This is a genomic window from Cellulomonas sp. ICMP 17802, assembly GCF_041295535.1.
GTDB lineage: Bacteria > Actinomycetota > Actinomycetes > Actinomycetales > Cellulomonadaceae > Cellulomonas.
The window spans coordinates 61,350-83,482 of sequence record NZ_JBGFQZ010000014.1 but is presented as its reverse complement, the minus strand read 5'-3'; the positions used below and the strand labels follow the sequence as shown (position 1 = coordinate 83,482).

At 74.3% G+C, this 22,133-nt stretch carries 22 protein-coding genes; 2 read left to right on the top strand and 20 right to left on the bottom strand.

The window, feature by feature from the left end; all coding sequences use genetic code 11:
• Window positions 1-226 precede the first annotated feature (226 nt).
• Window positions 227-1,267 (bottom strand): 30S ribosomal protein S2, encoded by a 1,041-nt coding sequence (rpsB, locus tag AB5970_RS12360; protein WP_370504242.1) that lies wholly within the window; start codon window positions 1,265-1,267, stop codon window positions 227-229.
• 393 nt (window positions 1,268-1,660) lie between these two features.
• On the opposite strand from rpsB, the gene AB5970_RS12355 reads away from it, so the two are divergent.
• On the top strand, window positions 1,661-2,569 hold the full coding sequence (locus AB5970_RS12355; RefSeq protein ID WP_370504241.1) for a peptidoglycan DD-metalloendopeptidase family protein: 909 nt from the start codon (window positions 1,661-1,663) through the stop codon (window positions 2,567-2,569).
• Here AB5970_RS12355 and whiG read toward each other — a convergent pair.
• The 18 genes from whiG to AB5970_RS12265 all read right to left on the bottom strand — a co-directional run bounded on the left by whiG (window position 2,487) and on the right by AB5970_RS12265 (window position 19,168).
• Window positions 2,487-3,425: an RNA polymerase sigma factor WhiG gene (gene whiG, locus AB5970_RS12350; RefSeq protein ID WP_370504240.1), complete on the bottom strand. Its 939-nt coding sequence runs from the start codon at window positions 3,423-3,425 to the stop codon at window positions 2,487-2,489. The genes AB5970_RS12355 and whiG overlap by 83 nt on opposite strands.
• Before the next feature lie 20 nt (window positions 3,426-3,445).
• Window positions 3,446-4,378 (bottom strand): tyrosine recombinase XerC, encoded by a 933-nt coding sequence (locus AB5970_RS12345; RefSeq protein ID WP_370504239.1) that lies wholly within the window; start codon window positions 4,376-4,378, stop codon window positions 3,446-3,448.
• A 198-nt stretch (window positions 4,379-4,576) separates the two neighbouring features.
• Window positions 4,577-5,788: a DNA-processing protein DprA gene (gene dprA, locus AB5970_RS12340; RefSeq protein WP_370504238.1), complete on the bottom strand. Its 1,212-nt coding sequence runs from the start codon at window positions 5,786-5,788 to the stop codon at window positions 4,577-4,579.
• A complete protein-coding gene (locus tag AB5970_RS12335) occupies window positions 5,785-7,308 on the bottom strand; it encodes a YifB family Mg chelatase-like AAA ATPase (RefSeq protein ID WP_370504237.1) in 1,524 nt (507 codons plus the stop codon). Before AB5970_RS12335 ends, dprA begins: the two co-directional genes overlap by 4 nt.
• Window positions 7,309-7,665 (bottom strand): YraN family protein, encoded by a 357-nt coding sequence (locus AB5970_RS12330; protein ID WP_370504236.1) that lies wholly within the window; start codon window positions 7,663-7,665, stop codon window positions 7,309-7,311.
• Window positions 7,666-7,905: 240 nt separating this feature from the next.
• Window positions 7,906-8,229: a DUF2469 domain-containing protein gene (locus tag AB5970_RS12325; protein WP_055922267.1), complete on the bottom strand. Its 324-nt coding sequence runs from the start codon at window positions 8,227-8,229 to the stop codon at window positions 7,906-7,908.
• A gap of 58 nt (window positions 8,230-8,287) precedes the next feature.
• Window positions 8,288-9,070 (bottom strand): ribonuclease HII, encoded by a 783-nt coding sequence (locus tag AB5970_RS12320; protein ID WP_370504235.1) that lies wholly within the window; start codon window positions 9,068-9,070, stop codon window positions 8,288-8,290.
• Window positions 9,067-9,936: a signal peptidase I gene (gene lepB / locus AB5970_RS12315; protein WP_370504234.1), complete on the bottom strand. Its 870-nt coding sequence runs from the start codon at window positions 9,934-9,936 to the stop codon at window positions 9,067-9,069. Before lepB ends, AB5970_RS12320 begins: the two co-directional genes overlap by 4 nt.
• Before the next feature lie 199 nt (window positions 9,937-10,135).
• Window positions 10,136-10,504: a 50S ribosomal protein L19 gene (gene rplS / locus AB5970_RS12310; RefSeq protein WP_370504233.1), complete on the bottom strand. Its 369-nt coding sequence runs from the start codon at window positions 10,502-10,504 to the stop codon at window positions 10,136-10,138.
• Between the two features lie 236 nt (window positions 10,505-10,740).
• Window positions 10,741-11,511, bottom strand: a complete 771-nt coding sequence (gene trmD, locus AB5970_RS12305) for a tRNA (guanosine(37)-N1)-methyltransferase TrmD (protein WP_370504232.1) — start codon at window positions 11,509-11,511, stop codon at window positions 10,741-10,743.
• Window position 11,512: 1 nt separating this feature from the next.
• A complete protein-coding gene (gene rimM, locus AB5970_RS12300) occupies window positions 11,513-12,073 on the bottom strand; it encodes a ribosome maturation factor RimM (protein ID WP_370504231.1) in 561 nt (186 codons plus the stop codon).
• A 77-nt stretch (window positions 12,074-12,150) separates the two neighbouring features.
• The gene (locus AB5970_RS12295; protein ID WP_055922281.1) at window positions 12,151-12,390 is read right to left on the bottom strand and encodes an RNA-binding protein; all 240 of its coding nucleotides are present in this window, start codon (window positions 12,388-12,390) and stop codon (window positions 12,151-12,153) included.
• Window positions 12,390-12,812 carry a 30S ribosomal protein S16 gene (gene rpsP, locus AB5970_RS12290; protein WP_370504230.1) on the bottom strand — a complete coding sequence of 141 codons (423 nt, stop codon included), beginning with the start codon at window positions 12,810-12,812 and terminating at the stop codon, window positions 12,390-12,392. Before rpsP ends, AB5970_RS12295 begins: the two co-directional genes overlap by 1 nt.
• Before the next feature lie 172 nt (window positions 12,813-12,984).
• Window positions 12,985-14,079 (bottom strand): amidohydrolase family protein, encoded by a 1,095-nt coding sequence (locus AB5970_RS12285; RefSeq protein ID WP_370504229.1) that lies wholly within the window; start codon window positions 14,077-14,079, stop codon window positions 12,985-12,987.
• A 7-nt stretch (window positions 14,080-14,086) separates the two neighbouring features.
• Window positions 14,087-15,676: a signal recognition particle protein gene (gene ffh, locus AB5970_RS12280; RefSeq protein ID WP_370504228.1), complete on the bottom strand. Its 1,590-nt coding sequence runs from the start codon at window positions 15,674-15,676 to the stop codon at window positions 14,087-14,089.
• A 24-nt stretch (window positions 15,677-15,700) separates the two neighbouring features.
• Window positions 15,701-17,497: a [protein-PII] uridylyltransferase gene (locus AB5970_RS12275; protein WP_370504227.1), complete on the bottom strand. Its 1,797-nt coding sequence runs from the start codon at window positions 17,495-17,497 to the stop codon at window positions 15,701-15,703.
• A gap of 22 nt (window positions 17,498-17,519) precedes the next feature.
• Window positions 17,520-17,861 (bottom strand): P-II family nitrogen regulator, encoded by a 342-nt coding sequence (locus tag AB5970_RS12270; RefSeq protein WP_130782712.1) that lies wholly within the window; start codon window positions 17,859-17,861, stop codon window positions 17,520-17,522.
• Window positions 17,861-19,168, bottom strand: coding sequence for an ammonium transporter (locus AB5970_RS12265; protein ID WP_370504226.1), 1,308 nt, complete (start codon window positions 19,166-19,168; stop codon window positions 17,861-17,863). The genes AB5970_RS12270 and AB5970_RS12265 overlap by 1 nt, the downstream gene beginning before the upstream one ends.
• Before the next feature lie 237 nt (window positions 19,169-19,405).
• Between AB5970_RS12265 and AB5970_RS12260 the strand changes: the two genes are divergently transcribed.
• The gene (locus AB5970_RS12260) at window positions 19,406-20,917 is read left to right on the top strand and encodes a hypothetical protein (protein WP_370504225.1); all 1,512 of its coding nucleotides are present in this window, start codon (window positions 19,406-19,408) and stop codon (window positions 20,915-20,917) included.
• Here AB5970_RS12260 and ftsY read toward each other — a convergent pair.
• Window positions 20,903-22,099 carry a signal recognition particle-docking protein FtsY gene (gene ftsY / locus AB5970_RS12255; RefSeq protein WP_370504224.1) on the bottom strand — a complete coding sequence of 399 codons (1,197 nt, stop codon included), beginning with the start codon at window positions 22,097-22,099 and terminating at the stop codon, window positions 20,903-20,905. The two genes, AB5970_RS12260 and ftsY, sit on opposite strands and share 15 nt — an antisense overlap.
• Between the last annotated feature and the right edge of the window lie 34 nt (window positions 22,100-22,133).

The following is a 22,133-nucleotide window of genomic DNA, read 5'->3' as shown; positions in this document are numbered from 1 at the left end:
GGGGGGGGGGGGGGGGGGGGGGGGGGGGGGGGGGGGGGGGGGGGGGGGGGGGGGGGGGGGGGGGGGGGGGGGGGGGGGGGGGGGGGGGGGGGGGGGGGGGGGGGGGGGGGGGGGGGGGGGGGGGGGGGGGGGGGGGGGGGGGGGGCGGGGGGGGCGGGGGGGGGGGGGGGGGGGGCGGGCGGCCGCCCCCCCCCCCCCCCCCCCCCCCCCCCCCCCCCCGGCAGGGTCACTTGGAGTCGGCGTCGCCCTCGGCGGCGGCGGTCTCGTCGGCAGCGGCCTCGGGCGCAGCCTCCTCGGCGGCAGCCTCGGCGACGACCTCCTCGGCGACAGCCTCGGTCACGACCTCCTCGGCGACAGCCTCGGCGACGACCTCCTCGGCCACGGCCTCGGTCGCGGCGTCCTCGGCCACGACCTCCTCGGCGATCTCGGTCTTCGCCTCGGCGACGGCCTCGGTCGCGTCGGCGGAGACCTCGGCACCCGCCAGGTCGGCCTCGGCGCCGGCGAGCAGCTCGCGCTCCCACTCGGCCAGGGGCTCGGCGTCGGCCTCGGTGCCCTCGGCTGCCGCGGTGCGACCCGAGTGACGCTTGAGCAGACCGTCGGCGGCGGCGTCCGCGATGACGCGGGTCAGCAGCTGCACGGCGCGGATGGCGTCGTCGTTGCCCGGGATCGGGTAGTCGACGACGTCGGGGTCGCAGTTGGTGTCGAGGATCGCGACGACCGGGATGCCGAGCTTGCGCGCCTCGTTGACGGCGAGGTGCTCCTTGTTCGTGTCGACGATCCACACGGCCGAGGGAACCTTGGCCATGTCACGGATGCCGCCGAGCGTCTTCGCGAGCTTGTCCTTCTCGCGGCGCAGGACGAGCAGCTCCTTCTTCGTCAGCGGCGAGCTCGCCACGTCGTCGAAGTCGATCTGCTCGAGCTCCTTGAGGCGCTGCAGGCGCTTGTGGACCGTGCTGAAGTTGGTGAGCATCCCACCGAGCCAGCGCTGGTTGACGTACGGCATGCCGACGCGGGCGGCCTGCTCGGCCACCGGCTCCTGCGCCTGCTTCTTGGTGCCGACGAACAGGATCGTCCCGCCGTGCGCGACGGTCTGGCTCACGAAGTCGTAGGCGTTGTCGATGTACGACAGCGACTGCTGCAGGTCGACGATGTAGATGCCGTTGCGCTCGGTGAAGATGAAGCGCTTCATCTTGGGGTTCCAGCGCCGGGTCTGGTGCCCGAAGTGGACACCGCTCTCGAGCAGCTGGCGCATGGTCACGACGGCCATGGCACGTCCTTCCGGCGCGCACCGCAGGGTGCACGCGTCAAGGCGGACCCTTCTCGGGGCCCGCATCTCGGTTGTCGGCTCCGACCAACCTGGTCGGCGCCCCTGGCGCCATGTCGTCGCCCGCACCGGCACCAACCACGTGGGCAGGTGCACGGACCGCTGCGGAGATCGACCCCGTCCTGGTCCTCGTCGGCACGATGGCCGTCGGGTCCCGGGGCGGGTGGATGACGCGCGAAGTCGACCGGTACGGACCGGTCGCACCAGAAGTTTAGCCGATCGCCGGGGCTGGTCCGAACCACACGACCCGCCCACAGCCCGGCCGGCCGGCGGCCTCGTCCCCAGGATCGCCTCGCGCTCCGCGTCGGGCCGTCCCCGCCCTCGACGATCGCCCTCATGACCCGAGACCCTGCCGCGGCCAGCACCCCAGACCCGCCGCGCCCGACCGCAGCTCGTCACTCGGACGGCTCGCGCCGCGCGGCATCCCGACCCGAGTCCGACGGCCCGCCCGGCACCGCCACTCCCCTCGTGGTCGAGGGGAGTGGCGGCACCGCCTTCCGCCCCGGGTCCGGCGGCCCGGCGCGCACCGTCTCCCGCCCCGGGTCCGGTGGCCCGGCGCACACCGCTTCCCGCCTCGGGTCCGGCGGCCCGCCCCGCACCGCCGCTGCCCGGACGGCCGTCGGGTCCGGGGTCGTCGCCGTGCTCGTGGCGCTCGTGCTCGCCGTGCTCGCCTCGGCGGGTTCGGCGGGACCGGCGGAGTCGTCGGGGCCGCCGGAGCCGGGCACGTACCGGCTCCCGCTCGCGGGACTCGCGGACGTCGCCCGCGGGTTCGAGCCGCCGCCGCGGCCGTGGGCCGCGGGCCATCGGGGCGTCGACCTGCGCGCGGTCGCCGCAGCGTCCGTCCTCTCCCCCGTCGACGGCGTCGTCACGTTCGCGGGCGCGGTGGCCGGCCGGGGCGTGGTCACGGTCACTGACGCGAGCGGGCGCCGGTCGAGCCTCGAGCCCGTGCTGACCGGCGTCCGCGTCGGGGACGCGGTCGTCGCGGGACAGGCGCTCGGCATCCTGACCACGGAGGGGTCCCACTGCGCACCGGCAACATGCCTGCACTGGGGCGTCCGGGTGGGCGACGACTACGTGGACCCGCTCGCGCTGCTCCCCGGCGCGGGGCCGGTGGTGCTGCTCTCCTCGGGCGCGGCGTCGACCGGCCCGTCGATCGGGGCGGTCAGACGCGCTCGGCCTCGAGCAGGCGGGTGCGCAGCCGGACCATCGCGGCCGTGTGCATCTGCGAGATGCGCGACTCGGTGACGCCGAGCACGCGGCCGATCTCCGCCAGGGTCATGCCCTCGTAGTAGTAGAGGACGACGACGATGCGCTCGCGCTCGCCCAGACACTCGATCGCACGGGCGAGCAGGAACTTCGTCTCGGCGGCCTCGATCGAGCCGGCCGGGTCGAGCGTGCGCTCGTCGCCGAGCGTGTCCACGAGCGAGACGCCACCGGGACGGTCGTCGCCGCCGCCGAGCAGCTCGTCCAGCGCGGCCACGTTCACGGTCGACAGCTGGGAGTAGATGGCGCGCAGGTCCTCGACGGGCATCTCGAGGTGGCGGGCCACCTCGTCCTCGGTCGGGGTGCGGTGCAGCTTGGCCTCGAGCTCGGCGTAGGCGCGGTCGACCGAGCGGGCCTTGGTGCGGACCGAGCGCGGGACCCAGTCCATCGCGCGCAGCTCGTCGATGATCGCGCCGCGGATGCGGGACGAGGCGTAGGACTCGAACTTCACCGAGCGGTCGGTCTGGTACTTCTCGATGGCGTCGATGAGGCCGAACATGCCGTACGAGACCAGGTCGGCCTGCTCGACCGTGCTGGGCAGACGCATGCCGACGCGGCCGGCGACCGCCGACACCAGCGAGGCGTAGTGCAGGATCAGGCCCTCGCGCGCCCGGGGGGACTGCGTGGCCTTGTAGTCCTCCCACAGGGCGTCGATCTCCTCGACGGACCGGCTCGGCGCGACCGGCACGCGGGGCGTCGGCACGCCCCGCGTGATCGGCACGTTCGGCGCCGCGACCTGCTCGGTCGTGGCGGGCCACGGCTGCGGGATGACGCCCTCGGGGGCCGTGCTCGTCCTACGCGTGCGCACCGGGAAGGCGGCGTCCAGCTGCGTCGTCATCGTCGACTCCATCGTGTGCGTCATGCGCGGGGGTGAGCTTGCTGGAACGCCGACCGGAGCCGGTCTGCGGAGACGTGGGTGTAGCGCTGCGTCGTGGCGAGGCTCGCGTGCCCGAGGAGCTCCTGGACGCTGCGCAGGTCCGACCCGCCCTCGAGAAGGTGGGTCGCGGCAGAGTGGCGCAGCGCGTGCGGCGCCACGTCGTCGACGCCCGCGAGGGCGGCGGCCTGGTGGACGACCGTGCGCGCCTGGCGCTGGTCGAGGCGCCCGCCGCGGAGCCCGAGGAGCAGGGCCGCGGGCGAGGCAGGCTGGGCGAGCTGGGGACGACCGCGGTCGAGCCAGGCGGTCAGGGCCGTCGCGGCGGGCTTGCCGAACGGGACGACGCGCTCCTTATCGCCCTTGCCGACCACGCGCAGCGTCCGCTCGTGCACGTCCAGGTCACCCAGGTCCGCGCCGACCACCTCACCGACCCGGACACCCGTCGCGTAGAGCAGCTCGAGCAGCGCCCAGTCCCGCAGCGCGACGGCGTCTCCGTCGAGGGCCCGGTCGCGCGCCAGGTCGAGCATCTGGGTCACCGGCTCCACCCGGAGGACCGTCGGCAGCGGCGACGCCGTGCGAGCCGTCGCGAGCCGCAGAGCCGGGTCCACCGGGACACGGTGCGTGCGGGCGGCCCAGGCGAAGAACGTCCGGACGGCCGCGCCGCGCCGGGCGAGCGTCGCACGGCTGCGGTGCGTGGTGGCCATCGAGGCCAGCCAGCCGCGCAGGACGCCGAGGTCGATGGCGTCCAGCGTGGTGCGCCCGTGCCGCGACGCGTAGCCGAGGAGCTGGTCGACATCCCCGACGTAGGCGCGGTTCGTGTGGGCGGACAATCCGCGCTGGGCGCTCAGGTGGGCCGAGAAATCAGACAGCAGGCGCGCACGATTCGGCGCCTCTGCAGTGATCCCGACCACGTCCATGTGAGTACGGTGACGTGAAACACAGCCGGTCACAAGGACGGCTTTCACCTGCCCGGCCTAACGTTGGGTGAATCCCGGCACAATGTCCGATTCGCGGGCCAAGAAATGCCCGGATGCGCGATTTTTTCACCCGCCGATCACCTCACCCCCACTCTCTTCACACGGTTCTCGGCGCGCCTTCTGGACAGCGCCCGGCCGTCATGGTGTGGCCCGATTCACAGCCAGCCACCCGCCCGAGCGACGGATGACCCATCCGTCCAGCTCGAGCAGGCCGAGCGAGCCCCGCGCCTCGGCCACGGAGACGCCCGCGACGCTCGCGACGCGCTCGAGCTCCGCGGGCACGCGGCGTGGCATCGCATCGAGCACACGCGCGGCGAGCGGGTCGAGCCCGTCGCGCGGGTGCGCCGCCCGCGCGTCCGCGGCGCGCTCGGCCCGGACGGCCGCAGCGAGGTCCTCGCTGGTCAGCGCCGCGAGCTCGCGCAGCTCGGCCGCGTCGGTCACGCACACGGCGACCCCCTCCCGGAGCAGTCGATGGCAGCCCGCGGACGCCATCGACGTCACCGGCCCGGGCACCGCCCCCACCGGGCGCAGGAGCCGTGCCGCATGGTGTGCGGTGCTCATCGCGCCCGAGCGCCACGCCGCCTCGACGACGACCGTCGCCCGGCCGGCCGCGGCGATCAGCCTGTTCCGCTGCAGGAAGCGGCTCTTGGTGGGCAGGCTCGCCGGAGGGACCTCGGAGGCCAGGGCTCCCCCGGCGGCGACCACCGACTCGAGCAGGCGCGCATTCCCCGCGGGATAGGCGCGGTCGACGCCGCCCGCGAGAAACACCAGAGTCGGACCACCGCGAGCAACGGCCCCGCGGTGCGCGGCCGCATCGATTCCGTACGCACCACCGGAGACGACACACCCACCCGCCACGGTGATCCCGTCGGCGAGGTCGAAGGCGACGCGCTCGCCGTACGACGTGGCCGCACGGGACCCGACGATCGAGACGGACCGCGCCGACGCGGTCGCGAGGTCGAGGTCGCCCCGCACCCAGACGCAGAACGGCGCCTCGACGCCGAGGTCGTCGAGCGGTGCGGGCCACCGCGGATCGCCCGGGACCAGGACCGCGCCACCGATCCGGTCGAGCCGGTCGAGGTCGCGCTGCGGGTCGCAGTCGGGCAGCCGGACCGACCACCGAGCCACCGCCCGTCCGATCGCCGCGACCTGCGCCGGGCCGAGCGGTCCGCGACCGTCCTCGAGCGGACCGAGATCCAGGCCGTCCCCGGCCTCGACCGCGGCGCGGAGCCACGCGAGCGCCTCCGGGGCGCCCAGCAGGCCCACGAGGGCCCCAGCGACCGCGTCCCCGGGTTCCACCAGGCCGCTCCACGTGGCGCGCGCGAGCACGTCCGGCCCGATGCCGCTCACGCGCCGTGCCCGCGCGTGCGCAGCAGCAGGGCCTGCCCGACGTCTGCCCGGCCGGGCGCGGACCGTCCGGCGAGATCCGCGAGCGTCCACGCGACCCGGAGCACCCGGTCCACGCCCCGCAGGCTCAGCGTGCCCCGGTCGAGCGCCCGGTCGAGGTCGGCGACCAGCGAGCGGTCCGGGCCCAGGCGGTCCCGCAGCCACCCGCCCGGCACGTCCCCGTTGGTGCGCCAGGGCGTGCCCGCCAGGCGCTGCACCTGCGCGACCCGGGCCGCGGCCACCCGCGCCGCGACCGTCGCGCTCGACTCCCCTGCCGCCGCGCCCGCGCGCGACGGGCTCAGCTCGACCTGGAGGTCCACGCGGTCCAGCAGCGGCCCGGAGAGCTTGCCGAAGTACCGACGTCGCTGCTCGGCGCGGCACGTGCACGACAGGCCCTTGCCGACCGCCTGCCCGCAAGGACAGGGGTTGGCCGCGAGCACCAGCTGGAACCGCGCGGGGTAGCGGGCGGTGCCGGCGGCGCGGTGCAGCACGAGCTCGCCGTGCTCGAGCGGCTGCCGGAGCGTCTGCAGGACCGCGGTCGAGAACTCGGGGGCCTCGTCGAGGAAGAGGACCCCGCGGTGCGCGCGCGAGGCTGCACCCGGCCGCGGCATCCCCGAGCCGCCACCCACGACGCTCGCGGGCGTCGCCGTGTGGTGCGGGTCCTCGAACGGCGGCCTGCGCAGCAGCCCGCCCCCGGGGTCGAACGCGCCCGCGACCGAGTGCACCGCGGTCACCTCGACCGCGTCCGCCTCCGAGAGGTCCGGCAGCAGCCCGGGCAGGCGCGCCGCGAGCATCGTCTTGCCCGTGCCCGGCGGACCCACCATGAGCAGGTGGTGCCCACCCGCCGCCGCGACCTCCAGGCACGCGCGCGCCTCCGTCTGGCCCACGACGTCGGCGAGATCCAGTGCCGCCACGACGGCGCGCCCCGCGACCGGGTCGGTGGCCACCGGCGGGACGGGCGGCACATCCAGGCTCGCCCCGTAGCCGGCGGCCACCTGCGCGAGGCTCGTGGCGCCCACGACCTGCGCCCCCGGGACGAGCCGCGCCTCGGCGGCGTTCGCCTCCGCGACCACCACCCGGCTCCGGCCGGCAGCCACCGCCGCGGCGACCGCCGGCAGCACGCCGCGCACGGGCCGGAGCCGACCGTCCAGCCCGAGCTCCCCCAGGTGCACGACGTCCCGCGTCGCGGCCGGGTCGATCGCCTCCGCTCCGGCCAGCGTGGCCACCGCGATGGCGAGGTCGAAGCCCGACCCGGACTTCGGCAGCGTGGCCGGCGAGAGGTTGACGGTGATCCGACGGTTGGGCCACGGCAGTCCTGAGGATGTCACCGCGGCACGCACGCGGTCCCGCGACTCGGCCAGCGAGGCGTCGGGGAGCCCTACGAGCGTGAACGCCGGCAACGAGGGCGCGAGATGCGCCTCGACCTCGACCACGTGGCCCGTCAGTCCCACCAGCGCGACGCCGAGCGTGCGGCCGAGCACCACTCAGACCACCCCCACGAGGTGGTCGACCTCGGCCGCGCCGCGCGGGGGCAGCAGCACGGCGATGACGTCGACCCGCACCGACCGTGGGTGCACGTCGTGCGCGGCCAGCCACTGCGCAGCGAGCCGTCGCACCCGGGCCAGCTTGCGCCGCGTGACCGCCTCGGCCGGATGACCGAACGCGACCGACCGGCGGGTCTTGACCTCCACGACCACGAGCTCGTCCCCGTCGAGGGCGACCAGGTCGAGCTCACCGTCCCGGGTCCGCCAGTTGCGGTCGAGCACCTCCCACCCACGACCACGCACGTGCGCCGCGGCCACGTCCTCGCCGTACCGTCCCACTGCGTCCTTCGCGCGCACCGGACCACCTCCGCGCAGGACGCTGCCAGGTGGCGAGCGGGTGGCCGGGGTGTCGTCGGCGATCCGTGGGGCGCGCGATTCGGAGACGGGGCTGTGGGCGGCTCGGCGCCCTCGACCGGCACGCGCCTCTCCCCCACCGTGCGAGGTGGCAGGGCCGGCGCACGAGCACCAAGAGACCGCGCCGTCTCGACAGTCGCACCAGGCGGCCGGAGAACCGACCATGGTCGGCTCGCGCGAGTATCAGCGGGCGAAGCCCGCGCTGCCCCCGAGGTCGAGCTCGGCCTTGGCCAGCTCCTCGACGTTGACGTCCTTGAACGTCACGACCCGCACCGACTTCACGAACCGCGCGGAGCGGTACACGTCCCAGACCCAGGCGTCGGCGAGCGTCAGCTCGAAGTAGACCTCACCCGCCGCCGAGCGCACCTGCAGGTCGACCTGGTTCGCCAGGTAGAACCGCCGCTCGGTCTCCACGACGTAGGAGAAGAGCCCCACGACGTCGCGGTACTCGCGGTACAGCGCGAGCTCCATGTCGGTCTCGTAGTTCTCCAGGTCCTCCGCGCTCACCGGGACATCATCCCCCATGCGTGCGGTCCGGGCCGCGCGACGCCACGCGGCCGGTCGATCACACGACCTCGTCGTCGAGAGCCGCGTCCTCGAGGAGCGCCAGGTCCGGCTCGCCGTCGTCGTCAAGACCGCCCACGCCGGGCAGCCGCCACGAGCGCCGGTGGAGCACGCACGGGCCCAGCTCCCGCAGCGCCGCCATGTGCTCGGGGGACGCGTAGCCCTTGTTCTCGTCCCACCGGTAGGCCGGGTGCTCCGCCGCCAGCCCGACCATCATGGCGTCGCGCTCGCACTTGGCCAGCACGCTCGCAGCCGCCACCGAGGCGCACGTCCGGTCGGCCTTGACCTTGACGTGCACGCGCGGCGCGGGCACGTCCGGCTCGTCGTCGAGCGCGAACAGGTCGCCCTGCGCGGGGCGCGTGAGCCAGTCGTGCGAGCCGTCGAGGAGCACGACGTCCACGGGGCCGACGGTCGCGGCGATCGTGGTCAGCGCGCGGGTGCCCGCAAGCCGGAGGGCCGCGATGATGCCGATCGCGTCGATCTCGTCGGCGCTCGCGTGGCCGACCGCGCGGGCGACGCCCCACCGGTTCAGGGCCGGGAGCAGGCGGGTCCGGGCGGCGGGGGCGAGCAGCTTGGAGTCGGCGACGCCCTTGGGGGCGGACCGCGTGGTTGCGTCCACGACGACCACGCCGACGCTCACGGGCCCGGCGAGCGAGCCGCGGCCGACCTCGTCCATCCCGGCCAGCAGCCGGGCGCCGTCCCGCAGCAGCACGCGCTCGTGCCGCAGGTGGGGAGCCGACCGCACCGGCGCCGGGCGCCGGGTCACGGTGACCGCGGTGGTCACGGCTGGTCGGGCACGTCCGCGAACGTGCTGGTCGGGTTGTGCAGCAGCCCCACGCGCTCCAGGGGCCACACCGTCACGAAGGCCATGCCGACCACGTTCTGGATGGGAACCGAACCACCCCCGGGCTTGCCCTGGTTGTAGCGGGAGTCCGAGGAGTGCGAGCGGTTGTCGCCCATGACCCAGATGCTGTTGGGCGGCACGGTGACGTCGAACGCGATGTCGCTGGGCAGCACGCCCGCCGCGAGGTACGGCTCGTCGAGCGGCACCCCGTTGACCGTGATCGGCTCGCCCGCGCCCGCGCACGCCACGTGGTCGCCGGGCAGGCCGATGAGGCGCTTGACCAGGTGCTCGTTGGCGTCGGCCGGGTAGAGCCCGATGAAGGTCAGCGCGTCGTTGATCGCGCCGCGCACCGGCCCGGGGTCGGGCGCGACGTCGGCCGGCAGCCAGCCCCCCGGGTCCTTGAACACGACGATGTCGCCCCGGCGCAGGTCGAACGGGCCGGGCGTGAGCTTGCTGACCAGGATGCGGTCGTGCTCGATGAGCGTGTCGTGCATCGACTGGCTGGGGATGAAGAACGCCTGCACGAGGAACGTCTTGACCAGCAGGGAGAGCACGATCGCGCTGACCAGGATGATGACGGTCTCGCGCAGCAACGAGCCGGCGCCGCTCGGGCGGCGGGCGGCCGCATGCCGTCGGGTGTGCTCAGGGGTCGCGGACGAGCCGTCGCCGCCACCCGTCAGATCGGGCAGCTGGGGGCCCTGCGGCGCGGTCTCACGCGGCGGGAAGGGGCCGCTGGAGGACGCCTGGCCCGGCCACGACGTGGGCGACGAGTCCTCGTCGAGGTCTCGGGCAGGTCGGTCGATCACCCGCACACTCTCGCACGCGGGAGGCCCTGACGCGCACACGACCACCCGCCGAGATCGGCAGCTGTGTCCCCCGTCACCCCCGTCGTGACTCGGTCCCGGGACCGACGTGCGCCGTGACCAGGGCAAGCACCTCCCGGGGACGCCGACGGGCGGCCACCGGATCGGTGACCGCCCGTCGGGACGTCGCGTGCGAGGAGGCTCAGGCCTTCTTCGCGGCGGGAGCGAACTCGCGCTTCTCCTTGATCTTGGCCTTCTTGCCGCGGAGCTTGCGCAGGTAGTACAGCTTCGCGCGGCGCACGTCACCGCGCGTCACGACCTCGATCGACTCGAGGCTCGGGGAGTGCACGGGGAACGTGCGCTCGACACCGACCTGGAAGCTGACCTTGCGGACGGTGAACGTCTCGCGGACGCCGTCGCCCTGGCGGGCGATGACGACACCCTGGAACGCCTGGATGCGGGAGCGGTTGCCCTCGACGACCTTGACGTTGACCTTCAGGGTGTCACCGGCGCGGAAGTCCGGGATGTCGGAGCGCAGCGATGCTGCATCGACACTGTCGAGCGTGTGCATGTGATGTCACTTCCCCGCCCTGCCACAGGTCAGGAACGTCGTCGAGGGCGTCACGGCCACCCTGTGCAGGGCAGGACCGGCGTCCTTGGTCTGATGGTCCGGTGCGTCCGGGGTCGTACCCGGGTGGTCGTGAGTCGTCTCCCCTGTGGCAGAGACGCGACCTGCGCGCACCAACGGGCAAGTCTGCCACACGGGCAGCACCCGCGGTAAATCGGGTGCCGAACGTCACCGCCCCTTCAGGCCGGCGCGAGACGCCCGTCCGTCGGTTGCCACCCGAGCGAGGCGAGCAGCGCCAGGTCGTGCGCGTCCAGCTCCCCGACGGGCAACGCCGCGATCAGGTCGGGCCGCCGCGCCGCCGTCCGCTCCAGGGCGGTGTCGCGCCGCCAGCGAGCGATCCGCGCGTGGTGCCCGGACAGGAGCACCTCGGGCACCTCGAGGCCGGCCCACGCGGGGGGCTTGGTGTAGACGGGGTACTCGAGCAGGCCGGCGGCCCCGTGCGACTCCTCGACCAGCGACTCCGGGTTGCCGACGACGCCCGGCAGCAGGCGCGCGACGGCCTCGACCACGACGAGCGCGGCGACCTCTCCCCCGTTGAGCACGTAGTCGCCGAGCGAGAACTCCGTGACCCGCCCGCGCGACCGGTAGTGCTCCGCCACCCGGGCATCGATCCCCTCGTACCGGCCGCACGCCAGCACCAGGTGGCTCTCGCCCGCCAGCGCCTCCGCCGTCCGCTGCGTGAACGGCTCCCCCGACGGCGTCGGCACCAGCAGGTGCGCGTCGGCGTCGAGCAGCTCGTCCAGCGCGGTCCCCCACACGTCGGGCCGCATGACCATGCCGGCACCGCCGCCGAAGGGGGTGTCGTCGACGGTCCGGTGGCGGTCGGTGGTCCAGTCGCGCAGGTCGTGCACGCGCAGGTCCAGCAGGCCGCCGGCACGGGCCTTGCCGACGAGCGAGAGCTCGAGCGGCGCCAGGTACTCGGGGAAGATCGAGACGACGTCGATGCGCACGTCAGTCGCCGCCTGCGTCCCGGGGCATGACCGTCTCCTCGGACACCACCAGGTTGGCGGCGTCCGACGCCAGCAGACCGCCGGGCGGGTCGAGCACCACGCGCCCGCCAGGGACGTCCACCACGGGCACGATCGCCCGGACGAACGGCACCAGCGTGCGGGCGCCGTCGGGCTCGCGCAGCACGAGCATGTCGTGGGCCGGCAGGTGCTCGAGGCCGATGATCTCGCCGAGCACGCGACCGTCCACGTGCTCCGCGCGCAGCCCGGCGAGCTCGTGCGGGTACCAGGCGTCGTCCTCGTCGGAGGCGTCCTCGTCCACGACCAGCTCGGTTCCGCGCATCGCCTCGGCGGTGGTCCGGTCGGTGATCTGCGCGAACGTGACGTACCAGCGGCCCTGCTGGACCCGCGTGCTCACCACGGTCAACGGGCCGCGCGCGGCGGGCTCGGTCGCCAGCACGGCGCCGTCGCCGAACCGGTCCTCGGGGGTGTCGGTGCGCAGGTCGAGGGCGACCTCTCCGCGCAGGCCGTGGGCACGGCCGATCCGCGCGACGGTCAGCTGCATGGGAGTCCTCACGATCGGTGGGCGTTCATGGCGAAGGCCCGGTCCCCAGGTTAGGGGACCGGGCCTTCGGCGATCAGTCAGCGCCGGTCGACGTCCACGACGTCGACGCGGACCGCGCCGTCCGTCGAGAGCGCGCCGACCACGGTGCGCAGCGCACGAGCCGTGCGACCACCGCGGCCGATGACCCGGCCGAGGTCGTCGGGGTGCACGCGCACCTCGAGCAGGTCCCCACGGCGCAGCGTCGACGCGTTCACGCGGACGTCGTCCGGGTGGTCGACGATGCCACGCACCAGGTGCTCGAGAGCGTCGGCGAGCATCAGGCCTGCTCGTCCTCGACCGTCTCGGCCGGAGCCTCGACAGCGGCGGCCTTCTTCTCGGACGCCTTGGCCTTGGCCTTCTCGGCATCCAGGGCGACCTTGTCGATCGCGGCCTTCGGGTCGACCTTGTCGGCCTTGGTGCGCAGGGTGCCCTCGGTGCCGGGCAGGCCCTTGAACTTCTGCCAGTCACCGGTGATCTTGAGGAGCACCTGGACCTGCTCGGTCGGCTGCGCGCCGACGCCGAGCCAGTACTGCGCGCGCTCCGAGGAGATCTCGATGAGCGACGGCTCCTCGGTGGGGTGGTACTTGCCGATCTCCTCGATCACGCGGCCGTCGCGCTTGGTGCGCGAGTCGGCGACGACGACGCGGTAGTACGGCTGACGGATCTTGCCGAAACGCTTGAGACGAATCTTGGTGGCCACGGTGTGGTCTTCTCCTGAGGTCTGCTGGGTGACCTGCCCGCGCATTGCCCGTGGGGTGGGCGCGCCGGGAAGGTCAGGGACACGACGAACGCAGGTAGAGGGGCTGCAGACGCCGGGTACAGCCGACCATTGTGCCAGACGCCGGACGGGACTCCCAACCATGTCCCCCAGGTCACAGGCGCCCGGCGACGACCGTCCCGCGCAGCACCACGGCGCGCGGCGCGGCCAGCACGCCGACGTCCGCCCGGGGGTCCGCGTCGTACACCACGACGTCGGCGCTCTCGCCCTCGGCGATGCCCGGGACCCCCAGCCACTCGCGCGTCCGCCAGCTCGCCGCGGCCACCACGTCGCGGGCCGGGAGGCCGGCCCGGACCAGCTCCGCGGCCTCGTCGGCGATCCGGCCGTGCCCGAGCGTGCCGCCCGCGTCCGTGCCGACGAGCACCGGCACGCCGGCGTCGTGCAGGTCCCGGACCAGCGCGTACCGGTGGGCGTGCAGCGCGCGCATCCGCGCGGCGAACAGCGGGTAGCGCGAGCCCTGCGCGGCGATGTCCTCGAACCGGTCCACCTGCAGGAGCGTGGCGGTGACCGGGATGCCCGCGGCGGCGATGCGGTCGATGTGGTCGGGCGTCGCGCCGCAGGCGTGCTCGAGGCAGTCGACGCCGGCGTCGAGGAGGTCGTCCAGCGCCTCGGTGGCGAACGTGTGCGCCGTGACGCGCGCACCCGCGGCGTGGGCCACGGCCACGGCTTCGGCGAGCACGTCGGCCGGCCAGAGCGGGCGCAGGTCGCCGTCGGCGCCGAGGTCGCGGTCGATCCAGTCGGCGACGAGCTTGACCCAGCCGTCGCCCCGCGCGGCCTCCTCCCGGACGGCGTCCGGGAGCTGCTCGACCGACTCGAGCTCGCGCCCGTAGTGCCGCAGGTAGCGCTTGGGGCGGGCGAGGTGGCGTCCCGCGCGGATCAGGCGCGGCAGGTCGTCGCGCTCGTGCACCCAGCCGGTGTCGGCCGGCGACCCGGCGTCGCGGACCAGCAGCACCCCGGAGTCGCGGTCCTCGAGGGCCTGCTTCTCCGCGGTGCCGTCGTCGACCGGCCCGTCCGCCGCCAGCCCGATGTGGCAGTGCACGTCGACCAGGCCGGGCAGGACCCAGCCCTCGAGCACGGCGTCGGGGGCCGACGACGGCCGCTCGAACGTGATCCGCCCGTCGACCACCCACGCGTCGCCCACCTCGCGCTCGTCGTCGAGGACGACGGTGCCGCGCAGGTGCAGGAGCACGGAGGCCTCAGCGTCCGCCGAGGTAGCGGTCCAGGCCGGCGGGCAGCTCGATCTCGCTCGGTTCGGGCGTCGTCGTCGGGGCGATGCCGAAGGCCGAGCCCGCCGGCGCCGCCGGGCGGCTCGTGATGCCCCGCTCCTGCTCGGCCCGGCGCGCCGGGTTGCCCGACTTGCCCTTGACCTTCCGGGCCGGTGCCGCCGTGCGGCCGCGCGACTTCTTGCCGCCCATGCCCGGCAGGTTGCCCATGCCCGGGGGCATGCCGGGCATGCCGCCGCCCTTGGCCATCTGCTTCATCATCTTCTGCGCGCCGTCGAAGCGCTCCAGCAGCTGGTTGACGTCGCTCGGCTTGGTGCCCGACCCCGCGGCGATGCGCGAGCGGCGCGAGCCGTTGATGATCTTGGGCGTCCGGCGCTCCGCGGGGGTCATCGACCGGATGATCGCCTCGATGCGGTCGACCTCGCGCTCGTCGAAGTTGTCGAGCGCCTCCCGCATCTGCCCCATGCCGGGCAGCATGCCCATCATCTTCTTCAGCGGGCCGGCGTTGCGCAGCTGCTGCATCTGCACGAGGAAGTCCTCGAGCGTGAGGTCCTGGCCGGCGGCGAGCTTGCCCGCCATCTCCTCGGCCTGACCCGCGTCGAACGCCTTCTCGGCCTGCTCGATGAGCGTGAGGATGTCGCCCATGTCGAGGATGCGGGACGCCATGCGGTCCGGGTGGAACACCTCGAACTCGGTGAGCTTCTCGCCGGTCGACGCGTACATGATCGGCTTGCCGGTGACGCTGGCCACCGACAGCGCGGCGCCACCGCGGGCGTCGCCGTCGAGCTTGGTCAGCACGACGCCGGTGAAGCCGACCCCGTCCTGGAATGCCTGGGCGGTGGTGACCGCGTCCTGACCGATCATCGCGTCGATGACGAAGAGGATCTCGTCGGGGTCCAGCGCGTCGCGGATGTCGGAGGCCTGCTGCATCAGCTCGGCGTCGACGCCGAGGCGGCCGGCCGTGTCGACGATCAGCACGTCGTGCAGCTTGGTCTTGGCGGTCGCCAGGCCCTCGCGCGCCACGGCGACCGGGTCGGCGCCGAACGGCATGACGTCGTCGCTGCCCTGGTTGCCGGGGTGCGGGGCGAACACGGGCACGCCCGCACGCTCCCCCACCACCTGCAGCTGCGTGACGGCGTTGGGGCGCTGGAGGTCGGCGGCGACGAGCAGCGGCGTGTGGCCCTGACCCTTGAGGTGCAGCGCGAGCTTGCCGGCGAGCGTCGTCTTGCCAGCACCCTGCAGACCCGCCAGCAGGATGACCGTCGGCGGGTTCTTGGCGAGGTTCAGCGTGCGGGTCTGGCCGCCGAGGATGGCGACGAGCTCCTCGTTGACGATCTTGACGACCTGCTGCGCCGGGTTGAGCGCGCCCGACACCTCGGCCGAGAGCGCGCGCTCGCGCACGGCACCGGTGAACGAACGGACGACCGGGACGGCGACGTCGGCGTCGAGCAGGGCCCGACGGATCTCGCGCACGGTGGCGTCGATGTCCGCCTCGGACAGACGGCCCTTGGTGCGCAGGTTCTTGAAGGTCGACGTCAGTCGGTCGGACAGGGTGGCGAACACCTGGCGGTCCTCACGCTTCGGGTTTCACGGACGTCCTAGGGTACCTGCCAGCTCGCGGGTGGCCCGTGCCGTCAGGTCGTCGACGAGGGTCGCGCGCCACGTGCTCCACGCCTGCGGCCCGGCGGCGCCGGCGTCCGCCTCGGTGAGCGCCCGCAGCAGCACCAGCATGTCCGGCCGGTGGTCCACGGCGTCGAGCAGGCGCGCCATGGTCGCCGGGTCGTCCGGGTCCGCGGTGGTGGCCAGCTCCGAGAGGGTCAGGTGCTCGCGCACGAGCCGCGTGACGTCGGCCGCCGTCTGGTCGTCGAACCCCATCCGCAGCACGATCGGGCCGGCGAGCCGGGCGCCCTCGGTCGAGTGGTCCCCCGCCCCCGCGCGCTTGCCGATGTCGTGCAGCAGCGCCGCGAGCAGCAGCGTGTCGCCGTGCTCGACGACGCGCTTGTCGCGGCCCGCGCGCGCCACGGTCTCGACCAGGTGCCGGTCGACCGTGTGCCGGTGGATCGCGGAGCGCTGCGGCCGGTTGCGCACGCCCGCCCACTCCGGGATCCAGGTGGTCACCACGCCGGCCAGGTCGAGCGCCTCCCAGATGGGCACCTGCGCCGGACCCGAGCCGAGCAGCTGCAGGAGGTGCGTCCGCGCGGCCTTGGGCCACGGCGTCGGCAGGGGCGGGGTGGCCGTCAGGCTCGCGACGGTCACCGGCGACAGGGTCAGCCCCGTCCGCGCGGCGGTCGCGGCGGCCCGCAGGGAGAGCAGCGGGTCCTCCGCGGGGCGGGCCTCGACGGCGAGCACGATCTCGCCGTCGTGCTCGACCAGGTCCTCCGCGATGGTCCGCAGCCGCGGGGCCGTGCGGCGGCCGCGCACGAGCATGGGCGTTCGCGCCGGCCGCTGCAGGGCCTGGCGGGCGTTGCGCACCGTGGTGTCCAGCGCGTACGAGATGACCCGGGCCGCCTCCGCGATGCTCGCGAGCAGGTCGTCCCGGTCGTCGAAGCCGACCAGCGCGGCGACCTCGTCCTGGTCCGCGAGCAGCAGCCGGTTGGTGTGCCGGCGCGTCACCACCTGCACCGTGTCGCGGACGTCGAGCAGGTGCGCGTAGGCCATGTCGACCGCGCCGTGCGGGCGGTCGGTGAGCCACGTGGCGGCCAGCGCGCTGAGCACGACCGCGTCGCGGATGCCGCCGCGCGCCTCCTTGAGCTCGGGCTCGATGAGGTAGGCCAGCTCGCCGTGCCGGTCGGCGCGCTGGCGGGTGGAGGCCAGCAGCTCGGGCAGCCGCCGACGGGCGGCCGAGCGCCAGTCCTCGAGGAGCGCGGACTTGGCCCGCGCGATGACGACGGCGTCGCCGGCGACCGGCTGCAGGTCGAGCAGCCCGACGGCGGCCGGCAGGTCCTTCGAGGCCACCTGGCGGCACTGGGCCAGCGACCGGACCGAGTGGTCGAGGTCGAGGCCGGCGTCCCAGATGGGGTACCAGAGCTTCTGGGCGAGCGCCGAGAGCGACTCCGGGGAGTGCCCGCGGCCCTCGTGGACCAGCAGGAGGTCCAGGTCGCTCACCGGGCTGGCGTCGCCGCGGCCGACGCTCCCGACGGCCCCCAGCGCGATGCCGGTGACGTCCTCGCCCTCGGTCGCGATCTCCCACTGCCCGCGCAGCCGGTCGACGACGAGCTCGACGATCGCCGCCCGGCGCGCGATGCCGTCGGCTCCGGGGCCGGTGAGCCCGGCAGCGAGATCGAGCCGCTGAGCGCGGAGGTCCCGCACCCCGATCGCGGGGTGCGGGACCTCGGGCGACCCGTTCGCGGCCGCGCCCCCCGCGGGCGGCCGTTCCTGTGTCATGTGTGGCAGTCGACCGTCCTGATTAGAGGGCGTCGTCGCCGTGCTCGCCGGTTCGGACGCGAGCCACGTCCTCGACCGGCACGACCCAGACCTTGCCGTCGCCGATCTTGCCGGTCTGCGCGGCGCGGACGATGACCTCGGTCACGCCCGCCGCGTCCTCGTCGCTGACGAGCACGTCGATCTTGACCTTGGGGACCAGGTCGACCGTGTACTCGGCACCGCGGTAGACCTCGGTGTGGCCGCGCTGACGGCCGTAGCCGCTCGCCTCGCTCACGGTGAGACCTCGGACGCCTGCCGCCTCGAGCGCGGACTTCACATCGTCCAGCCGGTGCGGCTGGATGACCGCCGTCACGAGCTTCGTCATCACTTCACCTCCGTCACGACACGGGCGCCGACGCCCAGCGTCTCGTATGCGGTCTCAGCGTGCACAGCCAGGTCGATCCCGCCGGCCTCGGTCTCCTCGGACACCCGCAGACCGATGGTCGCCTTGAGGATGAGCCCGATGACGTACGTCGCCGTGAAGCTGAAGAGCACGGCGCAGCCCGCGACGATGGCCTGGGTGGCGAGCTGCGTGAACCCGCCGCCGTAGAACAGCCCGTTCTGAGCGCCGTCGGGGAACCAGCCGCCGTTCTTGTCGGTGGCGAAGAAGCCGATCAGCAGCGTGCCGACGAGACCGCCGACGGCGTGGACGCCGACGACGTCGAGCGAGTCGTCGAAGCCGAACCGGAACTTCAGGCCGACCGCCAGGGCGCAGAGCACACCCGCGACGATGCCGACGACGATGGCACCCCACGTGTCGACCGCCGCGGCGGCCGGGGTGATGGCGACCAGACCGGCGACGACACCCGAGGCCGCACCGAGCGACGTGGCGTGGCCGTCACGCAGCTTCTCCGTCGCGAGCCAGGCGAGCATCGCGACGCAGGTGGCGAGCATCGTGTTGAGCCAGGCGCGCCCGGCCGTGCTGTCCGCACCGAACTCGGAGCCGGCGTTGAAGCCGAACCAGCCGAACCACAGGAGCGCGGCGCCGAGCATGACGAACGGCAGGTTGTGCGGCCGCATGGGCTCCTTCGGCCAGCCCTTGCGGCGGCCGAGCAGGATGGCGAGCGCCAGGCCCGCGACACCGGCGTCGATGTGGACGACGGTTCCACCGGCGAAGTCGATCGGGGTCGACAGGCCCTCGGTGATGCCGGTCGCGCTGAGCAGACCGCCGCCCCACACCCAGTGGGCCAGGGGCATGTAGACGACGGTGACCCAGACGCCGGAGAAGACGAGCCACGCGCTGAACTTCATGCGGTCGGCGATCGCCCCGGAGATGAGCGCGACCGTGATGATCGCGAACGTGGCCTGGTAGCCGGCGGCCACGAGGAACGGCACGCCCGTCGACGCCATCAGGCTGTCGTCGTCCGTGAAGCCCTGCAGGCCGAAGTACGTGAACGGGTTGCCGAGCCAGCCGCCGCCGAGGTCAGGGCCGAACGTGCCGGAGTACCCGTAGAGCACCCAGATGAGGCCGACGACGCCGATCGCCGCGAAGCTCATCATCATCATGTTCAGGACGCTCTTGCCGCGCACCATGCCGCCGTAGAAGAACGCCAGCCCCGGCGTCATCAGCAGCACGAGCGACGCGGCGGTGAGCATCCACGCCGTGTTCCCGCTGTCCAAAGCGAATTCCATCGAGATCGCCTCTCCACTAGCCAGCCGGGGGTGGCTGGTCGGGATCACAGTCGACGAGGCGGGTTTCGGACATGCGCGAGGGACGTTACGTCGGTGTGACAAGCCTCACCCGCAGGTAAACGTTCGGTTTCGTGGTGAGCGGACGTCCAGGTCGTGGGACGCCCGAGGAGCGCTGCCGCGGTCAAGATCTCGCGGGCACGTGTCGATGGTGTGGGGGTCGTCGACACGGAGGTACGCGTGGTCCAGCCCCACCCCGCCACGACGGCGGCACGCGACTGGCTGACCCACCCGGTCACGTGCGTCGCGCTCGTGGTCCTCGTGGTCAACGACCACCTGCTCAAGGCCGCGCTCGGCACCTGGTGGACCGGCAAGCTCTCGGACGTCGCCTGGCTGGTCGTCGTGCCCCCGCTGGTCGCGGTGGCCGTGTCCGGCCTGGCGCGGGTGGTCGATGCCGGCGAGCCGAGCGCCGCGCGGTGCGCGTGGACGAGCACGGCCCTGGTCGGCGTCGTCTTCGCGGTCGTGAAGACCACGTCCCCGGCCGCGCACCTCGCCTCGTCGGTCCTGGGAGCGGTCGCCGGACCCAGCCGCGTCCTGGCCGACCCGACGGACCTGCTCGCGCTGCCCGCGCTGGCGCTCGCGTGGCACGTCGGGCGCGTGACCCGGACCCGGGCGCGGCGCCGCCCGCGTCGGGAGCTCCGCTGGCTGGTCGTGCTGCCCCTCGTGGTCCTGGCGACAGCCGCGACGAGCTCGATCTCCGACCCCCCGGACGGTGCGATGCAGGTCGGCGTCGTCGACGGCGTGCTCGTGGTCGGCATGGCGACCGACCTCGATCTGACGACGACCTCCTGGTACGTCTCGGAGGACGGCGAGGAGTGGCGCTACCTCCGCGAGCAGTGGACGGCGGATGCGACCACGGACGCCTTCGTCGCCGCGGGCGGGAGCCTCGGGACCACGTGCGCCGCTCCGACCGGCAGCGAGTGCTACCAGGTGGCGGCCGAGGGCGTCGGCGTCAGCCGCAGCGCCGACGGCGGCGACACCTGGGAGGTCGACTGGGCGGTGCCGCCGGACGTGCTCCGCGCTCTGGCGACCCGCTACGACCCCGACGGCCAGCCGTTGCGGACGCACGGCGTCGCGATCCTGCCGACCCAGGACGGCTACCGCGTGTACGCCGCCAACGGTGGCGACGGGCTGGCCGTCCGGGACGAGCACGGGACGTGGACGCGGATCGGCTTCCCCTGGGGTGCCGACGACGTCGAGCCTCTGCCCCTGGTCCCCCCGCCGGACGCGCACCCGCTGCCCGTCGGCGCGACTCTGGTGGTCCCGGCAACCCTGGCCCTGCTGGTGCTGAGCCGCCGACGTCGGCGCGGCCGTGCCTCCTCCGCGGTGTGGACGGGGCGGTGCTTGGCGGCCGCGGCCGGCGTCCTCGCGGTGATCGCCCTGCGCACCAACCTCCGCTGGGGGCCGATCGGCGGGCAGTGGGTCCAGGTCGACGGGGCGCCGGGGGCGTTCGAGGAGGTGCTCGTCCTCGCCGCCCTCGTCGTCAGCTCGACGGTGCTCGCCGCCGTCGGCGTCGGACTGCTCCGGCGCCGAGCCGGTTGGCTCGTCGCGGCCGGTGCCGTGGGCGTAGCGACCGTCCTCGAGCTCGTCTCGCCCCCGCCCCTCGCCGCGCTGACGGCCGCGACCCTGCTGGCCGCGGGCGTGGCGGCGGTCCGGCGGGCGAGCCGGCCAGGCGAGCTACCCCTGGAGTAGCGCGTCCACGAAAGCCTCGGGGTCGAACGGCGCCAGGTCGTCGGGACCCTCGCCGAGGCCCACGAGCTTCACCGGGACGCCGAGCTGACGCTGCACCGCGACGACGATGCCGCCCTTCGCCGTGCCGTCCAGCTTGGTGAGCACGATCCCGGTCACGCCGGCCACCTCGCCGAAGACGCGCGCCTGGTTGAGGCCGTTCTGGCCCGTGGTCGCGTCGAGCACCAGGAGCACCTCGGACAGCGGCGCCTCCCGCGTGATGACGCGCGTGATCTTGCCCAGCTCGTCCATCAGACCGGCCTTGTTCTGGAGCCGCCCGGCGGTGTCGACGAGCACCACGTCGATCCCCTCGACGCGGCCCCGGCGCACGGCGTCGAACGCCACCGCGGCGGGGTCGGCGCCGTCGCGGTCCGAGCGGACCGTGTGCACGCCGACCCGCGAGCCCCACGTCTGCAGCTGGTCGGCGGCGGCGGCACGGAACGTGTCCGCGGCACCGAGCACCACGGTCTTGCCGTCGGCGACGAGCACGCGCGCGAGCTTGCCCACCGTGGTGGTCTTGCCGGTGCCGTTGACGCCCACGACGAGCACGACCGCGGGCACGGACGAGCCGTCGGGGGCCACGCCGTGTGCGGTGTGGAGGCTCCGGTCGAGGGACGGGTCGACCAGCGCGAGCAGCTGCTCGCGGAGCAGCGCGCGGACCTGCGCCGGGTCCTTGAGGCCCTCCACCCGGACGCGGGTGCGCAGGGCGTCGATCAGCTCGCCGGACGGGCCCGCGCCCACGTCGGCGAGCAGCAAGGTCTCCTCGAGCTCGTCCCAGTCGTCCTCGGTGAGGTGGTCCTTGGAGAGCACGGCCAACAGCCGCGCGCCCAGCGGGGAGCCGGAGCGCGCCAGCCGGTCGCGCAGGCGGGAGAGCCGGCCGGCGACGGGCGCGGGGACCTCGAGCGCGGGCGGGGCCTCGGCCTCCTCGGGCAGGACCTCGACCGGCGCGCCGGGCGCCTCGGGGGCGGTCTCGACCTCGGGGGCGGGCGCGGGCGCCGGGAGGACGTCGACCGTGCCGGTCTCGTCGGGGCTCGCCTCGTCGGAGCTCGACGTGCGGCGCCGCCGGACGAACACCGTCGCCAGCGCCACGGCGATCGCCGCCGGGATGCCGGCGGCGAGGAGGATCTCGAGGGTCTCGTTGGTCACCGGGACAGTCTGTCGGGCGGCGGGCCGCCGAGGC